The organism is Myxococcota bacterium (genome assembly GCA_041389495.1).
In the GTDB taxonomy this organism is placed as follows: Bacteria; Myxococcota_A; UBA9160; order UBA9160; family UBA4427; genus JAWKRT01.
Genome location: JAWKRT010000001.1, coordinates 309,715 through 331,056, shown reverse-complemented (window position 1 = coordinate 331,056; position 21,342 = coordinate 309,715). Strand labels below are relative to the sequence as shown.

Below are 21,342 nucleotides of genomic sequence, written 5' to 3'. Positions count from 1 at the left end.
GCGCGTGCGGCCGGGCCGGGCGGCCTAGCGTCCGATCGCCTCCGCCGCCGCGCGCGCGATCGCGCTCGGGTCGAGGACGCCGAAGAGCGGGTCGGCGGTGGGGAAGAGGCCGAGCCAGAGCGTCGCGATCGCGCACACGGCGAGCGCGAGCGTCGGCATGAAGTCGATCTCGCCCGGGTCGCCGTCGACCGGATCGCGCATGTACATCGCGACCATCGGCCGCAGGTAGAACCACAGCGACGCCGCCGTCGTGAGGACGCCCGCCAGCGCGAGCACGAGGTGCCCGTCGCCGACGGCCGCAGCCAGCACGTAGAGCTTGGCCCAGAAGCCGGCGGTGCCCGGGATGCCCGCGAGCGAGAGCAGGAACAGCGCGAGCACGGCGGCGAGGCCGGGGCGCGCGTGCGCGAGGCCGGCGAGGTCGTCGATGCGGTCGCGCTCGCGCCCGCCGTGCGCGAGCGAGGCGACGACGCCGAGCGCGCCCGCGCTCGCGAGCGCGTAGGCGACGAGGTAGAAGAGCACGGCCGCGTCGGCGGTCGCGCCGCCGACCGCGAGCCCGACGAGCGCGAAGCCCACGTGTCCGACGCTCGAGTACGCGAGCATGCGCTTCAGGTTCGTCTGCAGGAGCGCCATCGCGTTGCCGACGACGAGCGTCGCGACGGCGAGCACCGCGAAGACGCGCCGCACGTCGTCGCCGAGCCCGGGGACCTCTCCCGGGCCGGGGATCACCGTACCCGCGAAGCGGAGCAGCGCGACGACGCCCGCGATCTTGACCGCCGTCGCCATGAACGCGGTCACCGGCGTCGGCGCGCCCTCGTAGACGTCGGGCGCCCACTGGTGGAACGGCACGGCCGCGATCTTGAACGCGAAGCCCGCGAGCACGAGCGCGAGCCCGCCGAGCGCGAGCGCGTTCGTCCCCGCGAAGCCCGCGCGCACGCCCTCGAACGACGTCGCGCCGGTGGCGCCGTACAGCAGCGCCATGCCGTAGAGCAGCACGGCGGAGGCGAACGACCCGACGAGGAAGTACTTGAGGCCCGACTCGTTCGACGCGAGGCGCCGGCGGTCGAAGCCCGCGAGCGCGTACGCGGGGAGGCTCATGAGCTCGATGCCCATGAAGAGCGCGACGAGGTCGACGGCCTGCACCGTGACGAACGCGCCGGCGACCGAGAGCAGGAGCAACGCGTAGAGCTCGCCCTCGTCGATGTCGAGCGCCGCGAGGTAGTTGCGCGTGAGCCAGATGGCGACGATCGAGGCCACGGCGATCGCCGCGCACGCGAAGCTCGCGAGCGCGTCGACGCGGAGCATCGGGCGCGCGGGAGCGACGAGCGCGTCCACGCCGCTCGCGAACGACGACGCCGCCGTGAGCGCGGCGAGCGCGAGCGCGACGACGGCGACGAACGCGAGCGTCGGCCCCGCCGTCGGGCGGCGGCCGCCGCGCGCGAGCCACACCTCGCCGAGCAGCACGAAGAGCGCGCCGGCCGCCGCGAATCCGACCGGCGCCAGCAGGCTCGGGTCGAAGCCGAAGCTCGCGAGTGCCCCCGCGTCGCCCACGCCTAGCCTTCCCCCCGCGCGCCGCCGCGGCGCGCCGCGACACCCTCGCTCGGCGCCGCGGCCGGCTCCTCGGGCGCGGGGCGCTCCTGGCGGCGCGACTCGATGCGGTGGAGCGTGGCGACGACGGCCGGCTCGATGCGCCGCAGCAGCGGGTCGGGGTGCACGCCGATCGCGACGATCGGGACGACGAGCGCGCCGACGGCCAGCCGCTCGCGCCAGCCGAGGTCGATGAGCCCGCGATTCTCGGGCCGCTCGACCGGCCCGAACATCACGCGGCGATACATCGCCGTCATCACCCAGGCCCCGAGCACGATGCCCGGCACGGCCGCGACCGCGAACGCCGGGCGCGCGCCGAACGCGCCGACGAGGATCAGGAGCTCGCCGACGAAGCCGTTGAGGCCCGGCACGCCGATGCTCGCGAGCATCACGAGCCCGAAGAGCGCCGCGAACACGGGCATCGGACGCGCGACGCCGCCGAACTCGGCGATGTGGCGCGTGTGCCGCCGCTCGTAGAGGAAGCCGACGAGCACGAACAGCGCGCCGGTCGAGAGGCCGTGGTTCACCATCTGGAGCACGGCGCCCGACATGCCCTGCGAGTTGCCCGCGAACGCGCCGAGCACGACGAAGCCGAGGTGCGCGACGGACGTGTAGGCGACGAGCTTCTTGACGTCCTCCTGCACGAGCGCGACGAGCGAGCCGTACAGGATGCCGACGACGGCGAGCGTCATGAAGAGCGGCGCGGCCTGCGCGGCGGCGTCGGGCGCCAGCGGCAACGCGAAGCGCAGGAAGCCGTAGGCGCCGAGCTTGAGCAGCACGCCCGCGAGCACGACGGAGCCGCCGGTCGGCGCCTCGACGTGCGCGTCGGGCAGCCACGTGTGCAGCGGCACGACGGGCACCTTGATCGCGAACGCGAGCGCGAACGCCCCGAACAGGAACGGCTGCGTCTGCCACCACGGCGCGCGGCCCGCGAGCGGCACCGTCGTGTCGACGAGCGCGAGCGCCGTGCTCCCGGCCGCGGGCAGCCAGTCGAAGTTGAGCGCGCCGCCCTGCTCGCGGTTGAGCGCGACGAGCGACAGCATGCCGACGAGCATCACGAGCGATCCCGTCATGGTGAACACGAAGAACTTGAGCGCCGCGTGCACGCGGCGCGGCCCGCCCCAGATGCCGATCAGGAAGTACATGGGGACGAGCATGACTTCGAAGAACAGGTAGAAGAGGAACAGGTTGAGCGAGACGAAGGCGCCGAGCACGCCCGTCTCGAGCGCGAGCAGGAAGAACACCCAGCTGCGCACCGAGCGCTCGATCTCGTTCCACGAGGCGACGAGCACGACCGGGACGAGCAGCGCGGTCAGGCCGACGAGCATGAGGCTGATGCCGTCGACACCGACGAAGTAGTGGATGCCGAGCTCGGGCAGCCACGCGGCGCGCTCGACGAGCTGCACGCCGCCGTCGACGACGTCGTAGGCCGACCACATCCGCGCGAAGCCCGCGAGGCTCGCGAGCGACGCCGCGAGCCCCGCCGCGCGCCAGGCGAGCGGCGGCAGGAGGCGGCCCGTGAGCGCGAGCGCGCACGCCACCGCGAACGGCGCGAACACGACGAAGCTGGAGAGCCCGACCTGCATGCCCCTCCCCCGCCGCTACCCGACGAGGAAGAGCGCGATGGCCACGCTCCCCGCGACGAGGAAGAAGAGATAGGTCTGCACGAGGCCGGACTGCGCGTGCCGCAGCACGCCCGAGGCGATGCCGCGCACCGCGCGCGCGACGCCTTCGACCGCGACGCGGTCGATCAGCAGCGCGTCGACCGCGCGGAAGAGCACGCGGTCGGCGACGACGCGAAGCGGCGCGACGAGGGCGCGCGCGTAGAGCGCGTCGACGCCGAACCCGCCGCGCGCGAACGCCTGCAGCGAGAGGGTGCGCGCCTGGAACGCGACGATCCACGACGGCGCGCGCACGTACACGAGCCAGGCGGCGACGAGCCCGCCCGCGAAGGCCGCGGTCGCGACGACGACGAGCGCCCACGACTGCGCGCGCGGGATGTCGTGCTGCGCGCGCACGACGACGCTCGCGAGGAAGTTCCCGAGGCTGTCCGAGTGCACCTCGGGCGGCAGCATCATGTCGCCCCAGAACTGCGGCAGGCCGACGTAGCCGCCGAGGATCGACAGCGCCGCGAGCGCGTAGAGCGGGAACATCACGCTGTCGCCCGGCTCGTGCATGGTCGAGCGGATGCGCGACTCGACCCGGCTCTCGCCGCGGAAGACGAGGAAGTACATCCGGAAGGCGTAGAAGCTCGTGACGAAGGCCGTGCCGAGCGCCATGCCGAGCAGGTAGCGCCGGCCCGGAAGGTGGCTCGCGTAGACGGCGGCGACGATCTCGTCCTTGCTGAAGAAGCCCGAGAAGCCCGGCATGCCGGCGAGCGCGAGCACGCCGATCAGCATCGCGAGCCGCGTCTTCGGGAGCCGCTTCCCGAGGCCGCCGAGCTTCGTCATGTCCTGCTGGTGGTGGACCGCGAGCAGGACGGAGCCCGCGCCGAGGAAGAGCAGCGCCTTGAAGAACGCGTGCGTGACGACGTGGAACATCGCGGCCGTGAACGCGCCCGCGCCGGCCGCGAGGAACATGTACCCGAGCTGCGAGAGCGTCGAGTACGCGAGCACCTTCTTGAGGTCGGTCTGCGCCACGGCCGCGAGCGCCGCGTAGACGGCGGTCGACGCGCCGACCCACGCGATCACCGTCGACGCGAGCTCGGCCTCCGCGTAGAGGAACGACATGCGCGCGACGAGGTAGACGCCGGCCGTCACCATCGTCGCCGCGTGGATCAGCGCCGACACCGGCGTCGGGCCGGCCATCGCGTCGGGCAGCCAGACGTGGAGCGGCAGCTGCGCGCTCTTGCCGCACGCGCCGACGAAGAAGCACAGGCCGACGACGTCGAGGAACGGCAGCTCGAGCCCGCCGAGCGCGGCGGGCAGCGCGACGACGCGCGCGGCGAGCGACGGGAGCGCCGCCTCGAGCCCCGCCCACGTCGTCGACGGTGCGCCGCCCTCGGCGAGCGCCCAGAACACGAGCAGCACGCCGACGAGGAAGCCCGCGTCGCCGATGCGGTTCACGACGAGGGCCTTCTGGGCGGCGCGCGCGTTGTCGGCGCCGGCGTACCAGAAGCCGATCAACAGATAGGAGCAGACGCCGACGCCCTCCCAGCCGAGGAAGGCGAGCACCGGGCCGTCCGCGAGCACGAGCACGAGCATCGAGGCGACGAACAGGTTCAGGTAGGCGAAGTAGCGCTGGAAGCCGCGGTCCTCCCGCTCGTCCTCGCCCATGTAGCCGACCGAGTAGACGTGGATCGCGAAGCCGACGACGGTCACGAGGAGGCACATCACGGCCGAGAGCGGGTCGAAGCGCAGCGCGACGTCGACGCTGAAGGCGCGCTCGCCGAGGCCGGCGCCGATCCACGTGTAGACGACGTCGACGAGGGCGGCGTCGGCGCGCCCCTGCTGGACCCAGGTCGCGAACGCGATCGCGCTCGCGACGAACGACGCGAGGACGGTGCCGCACGAGAGCGCGACGGTGGCGGCGCGCGGCAGCGCGCGGCGCACGAAGCCGATGGAGACGCCGTGCACGACCGCGGACAGCAGCGGCAGCAGCGGAATCCACCGCAGCAGCGGGTCGTCGAGCGTCGCCGTCACCACTTGAGCAGGCTCGCGTCCTCGACGTTCATCGAGTCGCGGTTGCGCACGAGTGCGATCAGCATGCCGAGCCCCACGGCCACCTCGGCCGCGGCGACGGTCATGACGAGCAGCGCGAAGACCTGCCCGTCGAGCGCGCTCGCGCCGCCGGCGCCCGCGCTCCAGACGCGGTTGAAGCCGACGAGCGCGAGGTTCGCGGCGTTGAACATGAGCTCGAGCGACATCAGCATCGCGATCAGGCTGCGCCGGACGAGCGCGCCGATCGCGCCGATCGCGAAGAGCAGGGCCGACAGCGCGACGACGTGCTCGATCGGGATGCTCACCGGCCGCCTCCCGCGCCGCGCGGGCGCTCCTTCGCGAGGATCACGGCCGCGACGATCGCCGCGAGCAGCAGCAGGCCCGCCACCTCGAGCGGGACGACGTAGGTCGTGAAGAGCGCGAGGCCGAGGTCGCGGAAGCCGCCGAAGCCCTCGGGCGGCGCGCCCGCGGCCGGGAGCGCACCCGCGACGCGCCGCGCGACGAGCGCGCAGAGCGCGACCGCGAGCCCCGACGCGACGAGCTTCACGGCGCGCTGGCCCGGCCGCGACGGGCCGAAGTCGTCGCGGCGAAGGTCGAGCAGCATCACGACGAACAGGAACAGCACGACGATCGCGCCGGCGTAGACCATCACCTGCAGCGCGGCGACGAAGTGCGCGCCGAGCAGCACGTAGATGCCGGCGAGCGACACCATCGTCAGCACGAGGCTCATCGCGCCCGCGACGACGTGGCGGACGAAGCCCACCATCGCCACCGCGCCGAGCACGGCGAGCGCGGCGAAGGCGTAGAAGAGCGCGAGCTCGAACGACATGGCTCAGCCCGCCTTCCCGAGGTGGACGAGCACGGCCGCCGTCACGAGCACGTTCAGGAGCGACAGCGGGAGCACGACCTTCCAGCACAGGTCCATCACCTGGTCGTAGCGGAAGCGCGGGAGCGACCAGCGGATGAGCATCTGCAGCCAGATCATCGCCACCATCTTCGCGACGAACGTCGCGACGTGGAGCACCGCGCACAGGATCGTCGCGAGCCCGGGCCCGAGCGGCCCCGCGATCGCGCCGACGATCGCGTCGGTCGTCAGGAAGGGAATGGCCCAGCCGCCCAGGAAGAGCGCCGTCACGAGCCCCGCGATCACGACCACCTGGATGAACTCGGCCATGTAGAACAGGCCGAAGCGCATGCCCGAATACTCGGTGAAGTAGCCGGCGACGAGCTCGCTCTCGGCCTCGGGGAGGTCGAACGGCGGGCGCTTGTTCTCCGCGAGCATGCAGGTGAGGAACAGCACGAAGCCGAGCGGCTGCACGAAGATGCCCCAGTTCGGGATGCCGATCGGCCCCCAGAGCCGCCACGCGAGCCCGTCCTGCGCGACGCCGATGTCGACGAGCGAGAGCGAGCCGAACACCATGAAGACGCCGACGGCCGAGAGCCCGAGCGTCACCTCGTAGGAGATCATCTGCGCCGCGGCGCGCACGCCGCCGAGCACGGCCCAGTTGCTGTTGCTCGACCAGCCCGCGAGCACGGGGCCGTACGCGCCGATCGACCCGAGCGCGAAGATCCAGAGCACGCCCCAGTCGAGGTTCGCCGCCACGAGCTCGATGCGTTGGCCGCCGAGCTCGTAGACGCCGCCGTACGGGATCACCGCGAACGCCGCGATCGCGGGCACCGCGGACATCACCGGCGCGAGCGCGTGGAGGAAGCGGTTCGCGCCCGCCGGCACGACGTCCTCCTTCCACATCAGCTTGATCACGTCCGAGAGCGGGTGCAGCAGGCCGAGCACCGTGATGCCCGCGACGCCGGCGCGGTTGGCGCCGATGCGATCCTGCATCACGGCGCTCTGCTTGCGCTCGGTCCACGTCATGAGCGGCGCGAACACGCCGACGACGAGCACGAAGACGAACAACACCTTCGCGACGAGGAAGGGCGTCATCCGTCCCCCAGCACGCGGCCGCCCGCGCCGACGACGTCGACGTGGATGCCGGCGAACGCGGGCTCGGCGTCGGCGAGCGCGCGCGACGCCGCGGCGACGCCGTCGTCGTCCGCGCGGCGGCGCCCGTCGACGCGCGCGAAGCCCTCCGCGGCGAGTGCGGCGCCGAGCGCGCGCGCGAACGCGCCGGCGTCGCGCGCGTCGCCCGGCGGCGCGACCGCGGGAGCGAGCGCCTGCACGCGGCGCGCGTGGTTCGTCAGCGTGCCGCGCGACTCGGCCGCGTGGCACACCGGGAGCACGACGTGCGCCGCGCGCTCGATGTCGCTGCGGTGCGTGGCGAGCGCCACCACGGTGTCGATGCGCGCGAGCTCGGCGAAGCCGCCGAGATAGGCGTCGGCCAGGAGCTCGTCGCCGAGGACGACGAGCCCGTCGACGCCGCCGCCGCGCAGCCGCGGGAGCAGGCGCTCCGCGTCCTCGAGCCCGAGCGCGCGCGCACCCTCCGCGTTCGGCGCCTTCTCGGGCAGGACGAGCAGCTCGTCGCCCTCGCCGCGCCGGCACGCGAAGTACACGTGCTCGGCGCCGAGCGCGCGCGCGAGCTCGCGGAACGCGAAGAGCGCCTCGTTCGTCGCGTGCGCCGACAGGACGAAGGCGAGCACGCCCGCGCCGCGCGCCGCGACGAGCGCGCGCAGGCGCTCGGCCGCCGTCTCGACGGCGTCGTCGACGCCCGCGCGCACGAGCGCACCGGTGGCGTCGCGCACGAGCGCGTGGTCGAGCCGGTCGGGCGCGTGGACGAGGTGGTACGACAGGCGTCCCGCGTCGCACAGCCAGGTGTCGTTCACGTCGTCGTTGCGGCGCGGCGTCATGCGCTGCACGCGCCCCTTCGCGACACCGAGCCACGCGTTGCAGCCGCGGCTGCAGCCGGTGCACACGCTCGGCACGTCCTCGAGGAACCACACGCGCACCTTGAAGCGGAAGTCCTTCGTCGTGAGCGCGCCGACGGGGCAGATGTCGGCCACGTTCATCGAGTACGCGTTGTCGAGCCGGTCGCCCGGGAAGACGTCGAGCACCGAGCGGTCGCCGCGCCCGAAGACGGAGAGCTCGCCCGTCTTCGGCACCTCGCGGCAGAAGCGCACGCAGCGGCGGCAGAGGATGCAGCGCTCCTGGTCGAGCACGATCGTCGGGCCGAGGTCGACGTTCTTCTTCGCGACGCGCCGCGGCTCCTTCGTGCGGCTCGCCGCGACGCCGTAGTCGACGGCGTAGTCCTGGAGCCGGCACTCGCCCGCCTGGTCGCAGATGGGGCAGTCGAGCGGGTGGTTGACGAGCAGCAGCTCCATCACGCCGCGGCGCGCGGCCGCGACGCGCTCCGTCTTCGTGCGCACGACCATGCCGTCCGCGACGGGCGTGTTGCACGCGATCTGGAGCTTCGGCTGGCCCTCGACCTCGACCTGGCACATGCGGCACGAGCCGTCGATCGAGAGCTTCGGATGCCAGCAGTAGTGCGGCACGTCGACGCCGTTCATCAGCACGCCCGCGGCGTCGAGCGCCTGGAGGATCGTCTGCCCCTCGCGCGCCTCGATCCACGCGTCGTCGACGCGAAAACGGATCACAGCGCGAAGCTCCCGTCGAACGGACAGCGGCCGAGGCGCACGTGGGCCTCGAAGTCGTCGAAGAAGTGCCGCAGCAGCGCCTGCACCGGCCAGGCGGCGGCGTCGGCGAAGGCGCAGATCGTCTGGCCCTCCATGCTCGCCGCGACGTCGGAGAGGATCGCGAGGTCGCCCTTCCCGCCCTCGCCGCGCTCGATGCGCCTCGCGATCTCGTGCATCCACGCCGTGCCCTCGCGGCACTGCGTGCACTGCCCGCACGACTCGTCGCGGTAGAACTCGGCGATCACGCACGCCGCGCGCACCATGCACGTGGTGTCGTCCATGACGACGATGCCGCCCGTGCCGAGCATGGTCCGGCGCTCTCGCAGGAACTCGTTCGCCATGCGCACGTCGAGCTGGCCGGCGGGGAGCGCGGGCATCGAGAGCCCGCCCGGGATCACGGCCTTCACCTTGCGGCCGTCGGGCACGCCGCCCGCGTGCTCGAAGACGATCTCGGCGAGCGGCGTGCCGAGCGGCAGCTCGAAGAGCCCCGGCCGCACGACGTGCCCGGAGACGCCGAAGAGCGTCGTGCCCGGGCTGTGCTCGGTGCCGAACGCGCGGAAGCCTTCGGCGCCGAGCGCCAGCACGTGCGGCACATGGCAGAACGTCTCGACGTTGTTCACGGTGGTGGGCATGCCGAACGCGCCCGCCTGCGCGGGGAAGGGCGGCTTCTTGCGCGGCTGTCCCTTGCGACCCTCGAGCGACTCGAGGAGGCCCGTCTCCTCGCCGCAGATGTACGCGCCCGCGCCGCGCGCGACGACGACGTCGTGCGCGAGCTTCGCGCCGAGGCAACGCCGGCCGAGCACGCCCTCGGCGTAGGCCTCCTCGACGGCGCGCTCGAGCACGTCGGCCGCGTGCGCGTACTCGCCGCGCACGTACACGAAGGTGGTGCTCGCACCGGTCGCCTTCGCGCCGATCAGGATGCCCTCGATCAGCTTGTGCGGTGCGCGCTCGAGCAGGAGCCGATCCTTGAACGAGCCGGGCTCGGACTCGTCGGCGTTGCACACGAGGTAGCTCGGCCGCTCCCCGTCCTTCGGCATGAAGCTCCACTTGCGGCCGGTCGGGAAGCCGGCACCGCCTCGCCCCTGCAGCCCCGACGCGGTGACGAGCTCGACGATCTCGTCGCGCTCCATCGAGCGCAGCGCGCGCCGCGCCTGCGCGTAGCCGCCGCGCGCGCAGTACCCGTCGTACGTCGCGTACGCGTCGTCGCCGCAGTGCTCCGTGAGGTACGACGTCGTGTGCGGGACGGTCTGCACGGCGACTACTCCAGCCCGTCCACGACGGCCCGGGCGCTCGCCTCGTCGAGCGCCTCGTGATACGCGTCGTCGACGCGCATCATCGGCGCCCACGCGCACGCGCCGAGGCACTCCTCGTGGCCGAGCGTGACGCGACCGTCGGGCGTCGTCTCGCCCGCGCGCACGCCGAGGTGCGCCTCGAGCGCGCGCAGCAGGCCGCGCGCGCCGCGCAGCGAGCACGGCAGGTTCGTGCAGACGTTCACGCGGTGGCGCCCGCGCGGCGCATCGTCGAGCAGGTTGTAGAACGAGACGAGCTCGCGCACCTCGTTCGGGCGCACGGCGAACAGCTCGGCGAGCTCGCGCATCGCTTCCGGCGACACGTGGCCCGCCGCGCGCTGGACGAGCCGCAGCGCCGGCAGGAGCCCGCCGCGCCGCGTCGGATAGCGCGCCGTCACCGCCTCGATGCGCTCGCGCAGCGCGGCGTCGATCACCACTCGAGCGCGCCCTTCGCCCACTCGTAGGCGAGCCCCGCGACGAGCGGCACCGCGAAGAGCGCCATCGCGACGACGCCCTGCATCCCGAGCTCCCGGAACACGGCGCCCCACGGATAGAAGTAGGTCGCCTCGACGTCGAACACGACGAACAGGATGGCGACCAGGTAGAACTTCACGGCGAAGCGGCGCCGCGGCGAGCCGGCGGGACGCTCGCCGCACTCGAACGGCTCGAGCTTCTCGGGAAAGCTGCGCTTCGGGCCTAGCATCGCGTGCGCGACGAGGACGCCGACGGCGAGGACGATCGCGATCGCGAGCAGCAGCAGCGCGCCCAGGTATTCCGCGAGCATCGCACCCCCGTGCGCGCGTTGCGCCGCGCACGTCTCGCGCTTCCGGCGGTGGGAGGGGCGCGCCGTTCCGGCCCTCCGCGGCCGTCGTGGGGGTGGGAGCCGTACGCGACGCGTGGGGGTCGGTTCCGCGATCGAGGCGCCGAAAGGCGCGGCGCAACGTAGCCAGCGCCCCTCGCAGCGTCAACGCGACGCGCCCGCGCGCTGCGCGCGCGCAGCGCGCCGGTGCACGCGCATGCGCGCGGTAGACTCGCGCGCCGTGTCCCTTCCCATCGCCGTGATCGGCGGCGGCAGCTTCGGTACGTGCCTCGCGATGCTGTGCGCGCGCGAGGACGACGCGTTCTTCGGCGACGGCGCGAACGCGCCGCGCGCGCCGGCCGACGTCGTCGTCTGGGCGCGCGACGCCGACGTCGTCGACGCCATGAACCGCACACGCCGCAACCCGCGCTACCTGCGCGACGCCGTGCTGCCGCCGAGCGTGCGCGCGACGACGGACCTCGCCGACGCGCTCCGCCACCGCGAGCTCGTGATCCTCGCGGTGCCGAGCCACGCCCTGCGCGACGTGATGCGCGCCGCGAGCCCGCACCTCGCCGACGGCGCGGTGCTCGTGTCCACCGTGAAGGGCATCGAGGGCGAGTCGGGCCTCACGATGCACGGCGTGCTCGAGGACGTGCTCGACCCCGTCCACCACCCGCGCATCGTGAGCCTCTCGGGCCCGTCGTTCGCGAGCGAGATCGCGCGGCGCAAGCCGACGGTCGTGACGCTCGCGTGCCGCGAGGAGACGTACGCCATCTCCGTGCAGGCGACGCTCTCGTGCCCGTGGTTCCGCTGCTACACGAACACGGACGTGACGGGCGTCGAGCTCGGCGGCGCGCTCAAGAACGTGATCGCGATCGCGACGGGCATCGCCGACGGGATGGAGGGCGGCCACAACGCGCGCGCCGCGCTCATGACGCGCGGCCTGGCGGAGATCACGAAGCTCGGCCTCCACATGGGCGCCGAGCCGACGACCTTCCTCGGCCTCTCGGGCATGGGCGACCTGATCCTGACGTGCACGGGCGACCTCTCGCGCAACCGGCGCGTCGGCCTCGGGCTCGGCCGCGGCCGGGCGCTGGCGGAGGTCCTCGAGGAGATGGGCGAGGTGGCCGAGGGCGTGTCGACGACGCGCGCCGCCTGCCGGCTCGCCGCGCGCGCCGGCATCGAGATGCCCATCTGCGAGACGGTCCGGGCGGTGCTCGACGGCGAAATGACGCCGCTCGAGGCCGGCCGCAGCCTGATGACGCGCCAGCTCCGCAGCGAGCGGGACGACTTCGCACGCTGAAAGACAGGGCGGGAACGGACGCGGCCGGACGGGGCCGGGCCGGGGCTGACGCCCACCCGGGCGGCGGCTAGCCTCCGGCCGGCCGTCGCCATGAAATCGAATTTCAATTTCACCCCCGCAGAGGAGCCCCGCGCCGCCGGGCCGAGGCTCGCGCTCTCGGCGCTCGCTCCCGGAGAGACGGGGCGCGTGGTCGGCGTCGACACGTCGGAGCCCGCCGGCGTGCGCCTGCTCGACCTCGGCTTCCTGCCCGGGACGGCCGTGCGCGTCGTGCGGCGCGCCCCGCTGCGCGACCCCGTCGTGTACGAGCTCCGCGGCTACCGCGTGTGCCTGCGCCGCGTGGACGCGGCGCGCGTCGAGGTGGAGCGCGCCGCGCCGGGCGACGGCGCGAGCGCGCGATGAGCGCGGCGGCCGCCGCAGCGCCGGTCGGCGCGGAAGTGCCGCTCCGCTTCGGTCTCGTCGGCAGCCCGAACGCCGGCAAGACGACGCTGTTCAACGCGCTCACCGGCCTGCGCGCGCGCGTCGGCAACTACCCGGGCGTCACGGTCGAGCGGCGCGAGGGCGCGCTCGACCTCGACGGGCGCCGCGCGATCGCGATCGACCTGCCGGGCACGTACAGCCTCGACGCGATCAGCCCCGACGAGGCGATCGTCACGCGCGTGCTCGACGGCGAGGTCGCGGAGGTGCCGGCGCCCGACGCGCTCGTGCTCGTCGCGGACGCGTGCTCGCTCGAGCGCTCGCTGCTGCTCGTCGGCGACGTGCTGCGGCGCGACGTCCCGGCCTGCCTCGTCGTCACGATGATCGACGAGCTCGCGGCGCGCGGCGGCACGCTCGACCTCGCGCGGCTCGAGGCCGCGCTCGGCGTGCCCGTCGTCGGCGTGGTCGGGCACCGCGGGCTCGGGCTCGACCGCCTGCGCGCGCTGCTCGCCGCACCGCACGCGTGGAGCCGCCCGCCCGTCCCTCCCCCGCGCGACCGTCTCGAGCGCGCGGGCTGGGCGGCGTCCGTCCTCGACACGGCGCTCGCGCGCCGGGCCGGCACGCACCGCGTCACCGAGCGCATCGACCGCGTCGTCCTGCACCCCGTGCTCGGGACGCTGCTCTTCGCGGCGGTGATGGTCGCCTTCTTCCAGCTCATCTTCGCGTGGGCGCAGCCGGCGATGGACGCGATCGACGCGGGCGTCGCGGCGCTCTCGGCGCTGCTGCGCGCGACGCTCGGCACGGGGCTCGCGACCGACTTCCTCGTCGACGGCGTCGTCGCGGGCGTCGGATCGGTGGTGATCTTCCTGCCGCAGATCGTGCTCCTCTTCGCGCTGCTCTATCTGCTCGAGGACGTGGGCTACATGGCGCGCGCCGCGTTCGTCGTCGATCGCGCGATGGGCCGCATCGGCCTCGAGGGGCGCTCGTTCGTCGCGCTCCTGTCTTCCTACGCGTGCGCGGTCCCGGGCATCATGGCGACGCGCACGATCCCGTCGCCGCGCGACCGGCTCGTCACGATCCTCGTCGCTCCGCTCATGACGTGCTCGGCGCGCCTGCCCGTGTACGCGCTCCTGATCGGCGCGTTCGTGCCGGCGCGCACGGTGTGGGGGCCGCTCGGGCTGCAGGGGCTCGTGCTGCTCGCGCTCTACTTCGCGGGCGGTCTCACGGCACTCGTCGTCGCCGCGCTCTTCAAGCGCACGCTGCTCCCGGGCGAGGGGCTGCCGTTCACGATGGAGCTGCCGAGCTACCGCTGGCCCACGTTCCTGCTCTGGGCGACGCAGCTGTGGACGAGCGTGTGGGCGTTCCTGCGGCGCGCGGGCACGATCATCCTCGCGGCGTCGATGGTGCTGTGGGTGCTGCTCACGTTCCCGCGCGTCGAGGCGCCCGCTTCGCTCGCGCCCGCGGAGGCCGCGAGCTTCCGGCTCGAGCACAGCGCGGCCGGGCACCTCGGCCACGCGCTCGAGCCGCTGATCGCGCCGCTCGGGTTCGACTGGAAGATCGGCGTCGGGCTCGTCGCGAGCACCGCCGCGCGCGAGGTGATCGTCGCGACGCTCGCGCAGATCTACGCCGTGTCGGACGAGGGCGCGTCGCTGCGCGACGCCGTGCGGCGCGACGTCGACCCGCGCACCGGCGAGCGCGTCTTCACGCTCGCCACGGTGGCGTCGCTGCTCGCGTTCTTCGTGTTCGCGCTGCAGTGCATGTCGACGCTCGCGATCATGCGGCGCGAGACGAACTCGTGGCGCTGGCCGGCGTTCGCGTTCACCTACCTGCTCGGGCTCGCCTGGGTGGCGAGCTTCGTCACCTATCGCGTGGTCGCGGCGCTCGGCGGCGGCGCCTGACGCCGGCGCTACGTTCCGGCCATGCGCGCACGCCCCCGTCGCCGCCGCGGCCCGTCCCTTCCGCCCGCCGTCCTCGCCTCCCTCCTCGCGATCGCCGCGCTCGCCTCCGCGGGCTGCACGCGCATCGTGAAGACGGAGGTCTCCGACCGCGACGGCGTCGTCTGCGAGCTGCGCCACCGGCTCCAGAACGGGCGCGTCGTCGCGCGCGGCTACCAGCACCCCGCCGCCATCGCGCCGCAGCGTCTGCAGTACATCCTCGGCGCGATCGACGTCGAGGTCACCGAGGACGGGAGGCGCACGCAGCACGCCGCGATCCACCCCGAGCTCCTGCAGCCCATCGCGCGTGCGCTCGTCGACGCGTTCGAGCGCGCCGACCCGAACCAGGAAGTCGCGGTGATGGCCGTCCGCAAGCAGCAGCGGCTCGGCGTGTTCCACCGCAAGTACCTCACGTCGCTCGTCGCCTACTTCGAGGACGACCGCCTCTACGTCCTGCTCTCCCGCATCGAGTGGGAGATCCCGAAGGATCGCGAGGGCGACAAGCTGCCCGAGCCGCAGCCGGGCGAGCGGCAGATGGCGTTCCGCACCATCCCGACCCGCAAGATGACGCCGGCGGGCACGCAGGGCGTCGCCGTGCGCTGGCGGGACGCGCTCTTCACGGCACCGGTGCGCGCCGACCACGGCGACGTGGAGCGGCGCGTCATCCTGATGGAGAGCCCGCTTCCGGAGGGCGAGGCGACCGACGGCGTCGACACGCTCGACCTCGACGCCGAGACGCTCCGCGCGCTCGCCGACCTCAAGGAAGCGCGCAAGAACGGCACGATCACCGAGAGCGAGTACCGCGAGCGCCTCGAGAACCTGCTCGGCACCGACGGGTACTAGACGCGGGCGGCGCGCGGGCGCGCTGCCGCCCCGCTGCCGACGCGCCGCGCCCGGCCGAGCGGTCGCGGACGCGCGGCGTCACGCCGGCCGCGGCCCCGCGCACTCACTGGCGGATCGAAGCGGATCCCATAGGTTTCGAGCGCCTCGCCGCCAGCGAGCGGAGCGGCGCTCGCACTCCCTCTCGCCCGAGAGGGCCACGCCGGAGAGGCCCCGGAATGCTGCAGAACATCGCCGTCATCCTCGCGATCGCGATCGCGTGGCTCCTGTCGAATCGCTTCGCGAAGGATCCGTGGCGCGGGCGGCTCTCGACGGTGTGCAAGGCGGCGATCACCGCGGGCGCGTTCTACATCCTGCTCTCGCACCCGGTGAAGATGGAGGACGGCTCGCGGGTCGTCGCCGGAAGGCTCGTGCTCGACACGCTCGCGAGCGTCGACCACTTCACGTTCTGGACGTTCTGCCTCGCGTCGGCGGGCGTCAAGTTCGTCGGCATCCTGGCGTCGATGTACCGCTGGGTCGTGCTGCTGCGCGGCCAGGGCATCGAGCTCCCGTTCCGCCACGTGTTCGGATCGTTCCTGATCGGCCGCTTCATCGGGACGTTCCTGCCGAGCACGGCCGGCCTGGACGGCTACACGCTGTACGACGCCGCGCGCTTCTCGGGTCGGACGGTCGAGGTGACGGCCGCGAAGGCGCTCGAGAAGGTGATCGGCATCTCCGGCATCTTCCTCACGTTCCTCGTCGCGCTGCCCGCCGGCGTCGCGATGTTCCACTCGGTGTTCGGCAACGAGCGCGGCGACCGGATCGCGGTGGTCGCGACCGTGGTGTGCGCGGCCGTCGTCGGCGCGCTGCTCTTCGTGCTGTTCGTGCCGCAGGTCGTCCAGTGGATCATCGAGCGCCTCCCGCTGCCGGGGAAGAAGCAGCTCGAAGCGCTCATCATGCGCATCTCGCACTCGGCGGCGGCGTACCGCGACAAGAAGGGTCTCGTCGCGCTCGCCTTCGCGCTCTCCTTCGTCGTCCACTTCACGACGGCCGCGATGTACTTCTTCACGACGCTCGCGATCGGTGCGGGCGGCGCGCACTTCTGGCCGATCGTGCTCGCGTCGTCCATCCAGATCCTCGCGACCGTGCTGTCGCCGTTCACGATCGCGGGCGAGGGCATCCGCGAGCTCATCCAGCTCGTGCTGCTGCAGAACATGATCGGCGCGGGGCCGGCGATCGTGTCGGCCGCGCTCGGCTTCTGGGCGGCCGAGGCGCTCACCCTGTTCGGCGGCGTCTTCTGGTGGATCCGCCCGGCCTCGTACACGCCCGCGTGGTGCCGCGTCGACGGCGTGCAGGTGGACTGGGCGGAGGCGGCGCGCGCGGCGGCCGACCTGCAGATCGGCAAGCACGAGGACGGCACGGCGATCGAGGACGCTCCGCCCGTGCCGCCGCTCCTCGCGCGCATCGCGCACAACGCGGGGCTCGGCTTCGGCGGCGGCGTCGTCGCCGGCCTGCTGATCGGCGTCGTCGAGACGCTCGTGATCGCGCACGGCGGCTTCGGCGAGGACGCGCAGGTGCTCTGGTACGGGCCCTTCGCCTACGCCGCGGCGCTCGGCGCGCTCGGCGCCGCCGGCGGCGCGGTGCTCGGGCTCCTGCCGATGAGCCGCGACGAGGCGCAGGGCTGGACGCCCTCGCTCGCGATGATCGCGACGCTCGTCCCGGTCGGCCTCGCGATCACCGTGTTCCGCCTGCGCCGCGACGTCTACCTCGAGCAGATGCCGCCGCTCCCCGTGCTCGCCGGGGTGCTCGTCGCGTTCGGCGCGATCGCGCTCGCGCTCTTCCTCGGCGGACGCCGCATCTTCGCGGGGCCGCTCGGACGGCTCGTGCGCCCGGGCGGCGCGGCCGCGGCGATGGCGGTCGTCGTCGGCCTCGGCTTCGCGTCCGAAGCCGTGTTCGGCCCGCACGCCGCGGCGAAGCCCGGCGGCGCCGGCGTCCCCGCGCACCTCGCCGAGCGCCCCAACCTCGTCCTCGTCATGGTCGACACGCTGCGCGCCGACCACCTCGACTGCTACGGCGCGAGCGACGTCGCGACGCCGCATCTGTGCGCCGTCGCGCGGGACGGAGGCACGATCTTCAACGCGTTCTCGCACGCGTCGTGGACGAAGCCGTCGACGGCCTCGCTCGTGACGTCGCTCCTCCCGTCGACGCACAACGGCATGTCGAAGCCCTCGCGCCTCTCGGACGACATCGTGTTCGTCTCCGAGGTGCTGCAGGAGCACGGCTACGCGACGGGCGGCATCGTCAGCAACATCAACCTCGCGCCGAGCTTCGGCTTCGACCAGGGCTTCGACGAGTACCGCTACCTCGCGCCCGACTACCTGATCGGGGCGAAGGAGTCGTCGTCGAAGACGATCCTCTACCAGATCGCGCGCAAGGTGATCCTCAAGCTGCGCGCGGGAACGCTGCGCTTCAACGACTTCTACCAGGACTCGCAGGTGGTGAACGCGGTCGCGTTCGACTGGCTCGAACGGCACGCGAAGGACCGCTTCTACCTCTTCCTCCACTACATGGACCCGCACGACCCGTACTTCGCGCACCCGTACGACGGCACGGGCATCGCGCGCGTCGCGGGCGACCCGCCGGCCGGCGAGGCCGCGCGCATGCGCGAGCTGTACAAGGGCGAGATCGAGTATCTCGACGCGAGCTTCGGCCGGCTGCTCGACCGCTTGAAGGAGCTCGGCGTGTACGACGACACGCTGATCGTGCTCACCGCGGACCACGGCGAGGAGTTCCACGAGCACGGCGGGTTCTGGCACGGCCTCACGCTGTACGACGAGCAGATCCGCGTGCCGCTGCTCGTGAAGTGGCCGAAGGGCCGGGCGGCGCTGCCGTACGACGAGACGGCGGGGCTCGCGCGCTCGATCGACGTCGCGCCGACGCTGATCGCGAGCGCGGGCGCCGCGGTGCCCGACGCGATGCAGGGCATCGATCTCGCGGTCCGCTTCGACGCGCGCAACGAGAAGGATCGCGAGGTGTTCTCGGAGGAGGACCACGAGGGCAACGTGCTGTGGTCGCTCCGGACGCGCGACATGAAGCTCATCCACGCGAACGAGGGCAACCCGCGCGGCGTGCCGCCGCGCGAGCTCTTCGACGTCGCGAACGACCCGCACGAGACGGTGAACCTCGTCGAGCGCGGACACGCGGACGTCGAGGCGCGCCTCGCGCAGAACGCGGAGCTGCAGCGTCAGGCCGCGCAGGGCAAGGCGTTCCAGCCGGGCGAGACGAAGGCGATGACGCGCGCGGAGTGCGAGCAGCTGCGCGTGCTCGGCTACGTCGACGACTGCGACCACATCCCCAACTAGTCCGCCGGCGCGGTGGGCGCGCGCGTATACTGCGCGCCATGCCGTACGACCTGACGCCGCACCTCGACCCGCGCCACTGCGCCCTCGTCGTCTTCGAGTGCCTCGAGGGCGTCGTCGGCCCGAAGAGCCAGATTCCGGGGCTCGCGCGGGCCGTGCGCGAGGGCAAGGTGCTCGAGCACATCGCGTCGCTCGCCGACGCCGCGCGCGAGGCGGGCGTGCGCGTCTTCTACTGCGAGGTCGAGAAGCGCGCCGACGGCGTCGGCAACCCGTTCAACACGCCGCTCGAGCGGCGCCTGCGCGACGCGAGCCCGCAGAGCGGCGGCCCGCCGGCGATGGGCCCGACCGTCGCCGAGGTCGCGCCGGAGCCGGGCGACGTCGTCGTCGCGCGCGAGCACGGGCTCACGGGCTTTCACGAGAGCGGACTCGACGCCTACCTTCGCAACACGGGGACGCGCACGGTCGTGCTCGTCGGCGTCTCGGTCAACGTCGGCATCATGGGGACGTCGATCGAGGCCGTGAACCGCGGGTACACGGTCGTCGTGGCCACCGACTGCGTCGCGAGCGACCCGCCCGAGTACGCCGAGCTCGCGCTCCGCTACTCGATCCGCAACGTCGCCTTCCTCTCCACGAGCGACGAGATCGCGGCGGCCTGGCGCGCCCACGGACGCTAGGCGCGGGCGCTCGCCTCACATCCAGAGCGGGGCGAGCAGCGCGGCGCCGATCGCCGCCTCGAACGCGATGCCGCCGACGTTCTTCGCCTCGCGGCTGCCGTCCACCAGGAACGAGGTCGCGCGCCCGAGCGCCGCGCCGACCCACGCGGCGCCCGCCGCAGTGAACGCCGTCGTCGCCTGGAGAGCGAGACAGGCGAGACCGAGCGCGAGGAAGAGCCCGCCGTAGGTCGCGCGCGTCTCGGACACGCCGAGGATCCCGACCGGCGCCATGCTCGTGAACGCGTTCGCGCGCGCCGGCGCGACGAGGCCGAGCACGCCGAGCGCCGCGGTCGCGATCGCGCCCGCGCTCGCGACGACGCTCGCCGGGTCCATCGCTCGCTAGTCGCCGTCGCGCTCGAGGTCGAGCGCGGCCGAGTTGATGCAGTAGCGGAGCCCCGTCGGCCCGGGGCCGTCCGGGAAGACGTGGCCGAGGTGCGCGTCGCAGCGGCTGCACACGACCTCGGTGCGGACCATGCCGTGCGAGGCGTCGCCGCGCTCGGCCACCGCGCCGCCGCTCGTCGGAGTCGTGAAGCTCGGCCAGCCCGTGCCCGAGTCGAACTTCGCGTCGGAGCGGAAGAGATCCTGGCCGCAGCACACGCAGCGGTAGGTGCCGTCGTCCTTGCAGTCCCAGTACTTCCCGGTGAACGGCCGCTCGGTCGCCGAGCAGCGCGTGACCTGGTACTGCGCCTCGTCGAGCTGCTCCCTCCACTCGGCTTCGCTCTTCGCGACCTTCTCGTCCGCCATCGCCCGGCCCTCCCTGCGCGTGCGGCCGAGGCTAGCACCGGGCCGCGCCTCGCCGAGCAGCCGCGCGGGCAGCTCGGCCATCGCGGTGAACGGCTCGGCGCCGACGGCGCGCAGCGCGGCCGCGGACACGTCGCGCGCGAACCCGAGCGTGCGCATCGCCGCCGCGACGCCCGCGCGCGCGCCGCGCGGGCTGTCCTCGACGACGACGCACGCGCGCGGCGGTGCGGCGAACGCGGCCGCCGCGTGCAGGAAGACGTCGGGGTGCGGCTTGCCGCGCGCGACGTCCTCGGCCGCGCTGAAGATGCGCCCCGCGAAGCGATCGAGCAGGCCCGCGACGCGCAGCGAGGCCTCGGTGACGCGGCGCGCGTTGCTCGATGCGACGCACGTCGCGACGCCGCGCGCGGCGAGTGCGTCGAGCGCGACCTCGACACCCGGGACGGGCGCGAGCCCGCGCGCGAGCGCCTCGGTGCGCTCCGCGAGGTAGTCGTCCATGAAGCGCGGCGGCAGCGCGCGGCCGAGCCGCTCCTCGATCAGCGCCGCGCAGCCCGCGAGCGTGCTCCCCATGTACAGCCGCATCGACTCCTCGCGCGTCGTCGGGAGCCCGATGTCCGAGAGCCTGCGCGCGAGCACGTCGTTCGCGATGCGCTCGCTGTCGACGAGCACGCCGTCGCAGTCGAAGAGGACGAGTGCGGGTGCGTCGCGCACGGCCTAACGAGGCGCCCGCGCGATCGCCGCGCGCACGCCCGCCCCCTCGCGGCGCAGCGACGCGAAGCGCGGCGCGTCGGCGTCGTCGCGCAGCTGCAGGCGCAGCACGGCGCCCCCCTCCTCGCTCCACGCGCCGGCGAGCGGAGCGCCGAGCACGCGCCACCACGGCTCCTCCTCCGCCGCGGATCGCGCGTCGGCGGGGACGTCGTCGTCGCTCTCGAGCGGGAATGCGCAGAGGTCGCGCGCGCCCGGATCGGACGGAGCCACGAGCACGCGCCCGGCGTCGAAGACCAGCACGAAGGCGGCCCCCCGCTCCTCCGCGTCGGCGCCCGACGACGGCGGCACCCGCAGCACCGTGAGCAGGACGGCGCGCGCGTCGCGCGCGCGTTCGAGCAGCTCGAATCCCCTCATCCCGCGTTCCGCCTCCCGCGCGCC

Annotated in this window: 19 protein-coding genes and 1 pseudogene; 6 read left to right on the top strand and 14 right to left on the bottom strand. The window is 73.5% G+C overall.

All coding sequences use genetic code 11. The annotated features are described in order from the left end of the window. Positions 1 to 24: 24 nt before the first annotated feature. The 10 genes from R3E88_01455 to R3E88_01410 are packed head-to-tail and all read right to left on the bottom strand — an operon-like array spanning position 25 to position 10,901. Entirely contained in the window at positions 25 to 1,548 is a 1,524-nt protein-coding gene (locus tag R3E88_01455) for an NADH-quinone oxidoreductase subunit N (GenBank protein ID MEZ4215120.1), read from the bottom strand. Positions 1,549 to 1,550: 2 nt separating this feature from the next. After that, entirely contained in the window at positions 1,551 to 3,170 is a 1,620-nt protein-coding gene (locus tag R3E88_01450; GenBank protein MEZ4215119.1) for an NADH-quinone oxidoreductase subunit M, read from the bottom strand. 15 nt (positions 3,171 to 3,185) lie between these two features. Beyond that, the gene (nuoL, locus tag R3E88_01445) at positions 3,186 to 5,225 is read right to left on the bottom strand and encodes an NADH-quinone oxidoreductase subunit L (protein MEZ4215118.1); all 2,040 of its coding nucleotides are present in this window, start codon (positions 5,223 to 5,225) and stop codon (positions 3,186 to 3,188) included. Then, a complete protein-coding gene (gene nuoK / locus R3E88_01440) occupies positions 5,222 to 5,542 on the bottom strand; it encodes an NADH-quinone oxidoreductase subunit NuoK (GenBank protein ID MEZ4215117.1) in 321 nt (106 codons plus the stop codon). Before nuoK ends, nuoL begins: the two co-directional genes overlap by 4 nt. Positions 5,543 to 5,544: 2 nt before the next feature. Continuing rightward, complete coding sequence (locus R3E88_01435) at positions 5,545 to 6,072, bottom strand: NADH-quinone oxidoreductase subunit J (protein MEZ4215116.1); 528 nt, start codon at positions 6,070 to 6,072, stop codon at positions 5,545 to 5,547. A 3-nt stretch (positions 6,073 to 6,075) separates the two neighbouring features. Next, a complete protein-coding gene (nuoH, locus tag R3E88_01430) occupies positions 6,076 to 7,185 on the bottom strand; it encodes an NADH-quinone oxidoreductase subunit NuoH (protein ID MEZ4215115.1) in 1,110 nt (369 codons plus the stop codon). Beyond that, complete coding sequence (locus tag R3E88_01425) at positions 7,182 to 8,789, bottom strand: 2Fe-2S iron-sulfur cluster-binding protein (GenBank protein ID MEZ4215114.1); 1,608 nt, start codon at positions 8,787 to 8,789, stop codon at positions 7,182 to 7,184. The genes nuoH and R3E88_01425 overlap by 4 nt, the downstream gene beginning before the upstream one ends. After that, the gene (gene nuoF / locus R3E88_01420) at positions 8,786 to 10,081 is read right to left on the bottom strand and encodes an NADH-quinone oxidoreductase subunit NuoF (protein ID MEZ4215113.1); all 1,296 of its coding nucleotides are present in this window, start codon (positions 10,079 to 10,081) and stop codon (positions 8,786 to 8,788) included. Before nuoF ends, R3E88_01425 begins: the two co-directional genes overlap by 4 nt. Positions 10,082 to 10,086: 5 nt before the next feature. Next, complete coding sequence (locus R3E88_01415) at positions 10,087 to 10,554, bottom strand: NAD(P)H-dependent oxidoreductase subunit E (protein ID MEZ4215112.1); 468 nt, start codon at positions 10,552 to 10,554, stop codon at positions 10,087 to 10,089. Continuing rightward, positions 10,548 to 10,901, bottom strand: coding sequence for an NADH-quinone oxidoreductase subunit A (locus R3E88_01410; GenBank protein ID MEZ4215111.1), 354 nt, complete (start codon positions 10,899 to 10,901; stop codon positions 10,548 to 10,550). Before R3E88_01410 ends, R3E88_01415 begins: the two co-directional genes overlap by 7 nt. A 256-nt stretch (positions 10,902 to 11,157) precedes the next feature. On the opposite strand from R3E88_01410, the gene R3E88_01405 reads away from it, so the two are divergent. The 6 genes from R3E88_01405 to R3E88_01380 all read left to right on the top strand — a co-directional run bounded on the left by R3E88_01405 (position 11,158) and on the right by R3E88_01380 (position 19,419). After that, on the top strand, positions 11,158 to 12,219 hold the full coding sequence (locus tag R3E88_01405; GenBank protein ID MEZ4215110.1) for an NAD(P)H-dependent glycerol-3-phosphate dehydrogenase: 1,062 nt from the start codon (positions 11,158 to 11,160) through the stop codon (positions 12,217 to 12,219). Between the two features lie 90 nt (positions 12,220 to 12,309). Further along, a complete protein-coding gene (locus tag R3E88_01400) occupies positions 12,310 to 12,618 on the top strand; it encodes a FeoA family protein (protein ID MEZ4215109.1) in 309 nt (102 codons plus the stop codon). Next, complete coding sequence (locus tag R3E88_01395; GenBank protein MEZ4215108.1) at positions 12,615 to 14,531, top strand: ferrous iron transporter B; 1,917 nt, start codon at positions 12,615 to 12,617, stop codon at positions 14,529 to 14,531. The genes R3E88_01400 and R3E88_01395 overlap by 4 nt, the downstream gene beginning before the upstream one ends. Before the next feature lie 21 nt (positions 14,532 to 14,552). Further along, positions 14,553 to 15,410, top strand: a complete 858-nt coding sequence (locus R3E88_01390; protein MEZ4215107.1) for a hypothetical protein — start codon at positions 14,553 to 14,555, stop codon at positions 15,408 to 15,410. 215 nt (positions 15,411 to 15,625) lie between these two features. After that, positions 15,626 to 18,748: a sulfatase-like hydrolase/transferase gene (locus R3E88_01385; protein ID MEZ4215106.1), complete on the top strand. Its 3,123-nt coding sequence runs from the start codon at positions 15,626 to 15,628 to the stop codon at positions 18,746 to 18,748. Between the two features lie 38 nt (positions 18,749 to 18,786). After that, entirely contained in the window at positions 18,787 to 19,419 is a 633-nt protein-coding gene (locus R3E88_01380; protein ID MEZ4215105.1) for an isochorismatase family protein, read from the top strand. 15 nt (positions 19,420 to 19,434) lie between these two features. Here the strand turns inward: R3E88_01380 and R3E88_01375 are convergent, their stop codons facing one another. The 4 genes and pseudogenes from R3E88_01375 to R3E88_01360 all read right to left on the bottom strand — a co-directional run bounded on the left by R3E88_01375 (position 19,435) and on the right by R3E88_01360 (position 21,318). After that, positions 19,435 to 19,791 (bottom strand): DUF4345 family protein, encoded by a 357-nt coding sequence (locus R3E88_01375; protein ID MEZ4215104.1) that lies wholly within the window; start codon positions 19,789 to 19,791, stop codon positions 19,435 to 19,437. Positions 19,792 to 19,797: 6 nt separating this feature from the next. Beyond that, on the bottom strand, positions 19,798 to 20,202 hold the full coding sequence (gene msrB, locus R3E88_01370; GenBank protein ID MEZ4215103.1) for a peptide-methionine (R)-S-oxide reductase MsrB: 405 nt from the start codon (positions 20,200 to 20,202) through the stop codon (positions 19,798 to 19,800). A 123-nt stretch (positions 20,203 to 20,325) separates the two neighbouring features. Beyond that, positions 20,326 to 20,907 (bottom strand): annotated as a pseudogene (locus R3E88_01365) (HAD family phosphatase). Between the two features lie 3 nt (positions 20,908 to 20,910). After that, entirely contained in the window at positions 20,911 to 21,318 is a 408-nt protein-coding gene (locus R3E88_01360; GenBank protein MEZ4215102.1) for a hypothetical protein, read from the bottom strand. Positions 21,319 to 21,342 lie beyond the last annotated feature (24 nt).

Coding starts and splice junctions, on each gene's coding strand:
- R3E88_01450 (MEZ4215119.1), bottom strand. CDS start 3,170: ATGCAGGTCGGGCTCTCCAGCTTCGTCGTGTTCGCGCCGTTCGCGGTG.
- R3E88_01435 (MEZ4215116.1), bottom strand. CDS start 6,072: ATGTCGTTCGAGCTCGCGCTCTTCTACGCCTTCGCCGCGCTCGCCGTG.
- nuoH (MEZ4215115.1), bottom strand. CDS start 7,185: ATGACGCCCTTCCTCGTCGCGAAGGTGTTGTTCGTCTTCGTGCTCGTC.
- R3E88_01410 (MEZ4215111.1), bottom strand. CDS start 10,901: ATGCTCGCGGAATACCTGGGCGCGCTGCTGCTGCTCGCGATCGCGATC.
- R3E88_01400 (MEZ4215109.1), top strand. CDS start 12,310: ATGAAATCGAATTTCAATTTCACCCCCGCAGAGGAGCCCCGCGCCGCC.
- R3E88_01395 (MEZ4215108.1), top strand. CDS start 12,615: ATGAGCGCGGCGGCCGCCGCAGCGCCGGTCGGCGCGGAAGTGCCGCTC.
- R3E88_01390 (MEZ4215107.1), top strand. CDS start 14,553: ATGCGCGCACGCCCCCGTCGCCGCCGCGGCCCGTCCCTTCCGCCCGCC.
- R3E88_01385 (MEZ4215106.1), top strand. CDS start 15,626: ATGCTGCAGAACATCGCCGTCATCCTCGCGATCGCGATCGCGTGGCTC.
- R3E88_01380 (MEZ4215105.1), top strand. CDS start 18,787: ATGCCGTACGACCTGACGCCGCACCTCGACCCGCGCCACTGCGCCCTC.
- R3E88_01375 (MEZ4215104.1), bottom strand. CDS start 19,791: ATGGACCCGGCGAGCGTCGTCGCGAGCGCGGGCGCGATCGCGACCGCG.
- msrB (MEZ4215103.1), bottom strand. CDS start 20,202: ATGGCGGACGAGAAGGTCGCGAAGAGCGAAGCCGAGTGGAGGGAGCAG.
- R3E88_01360 (MEZ4215102.1), bottom strand. CDS start 21,318: ATGAGGGGATTCGAGCTGCTCGAACGCGCGCGCGACGCGCGCGCCGTC.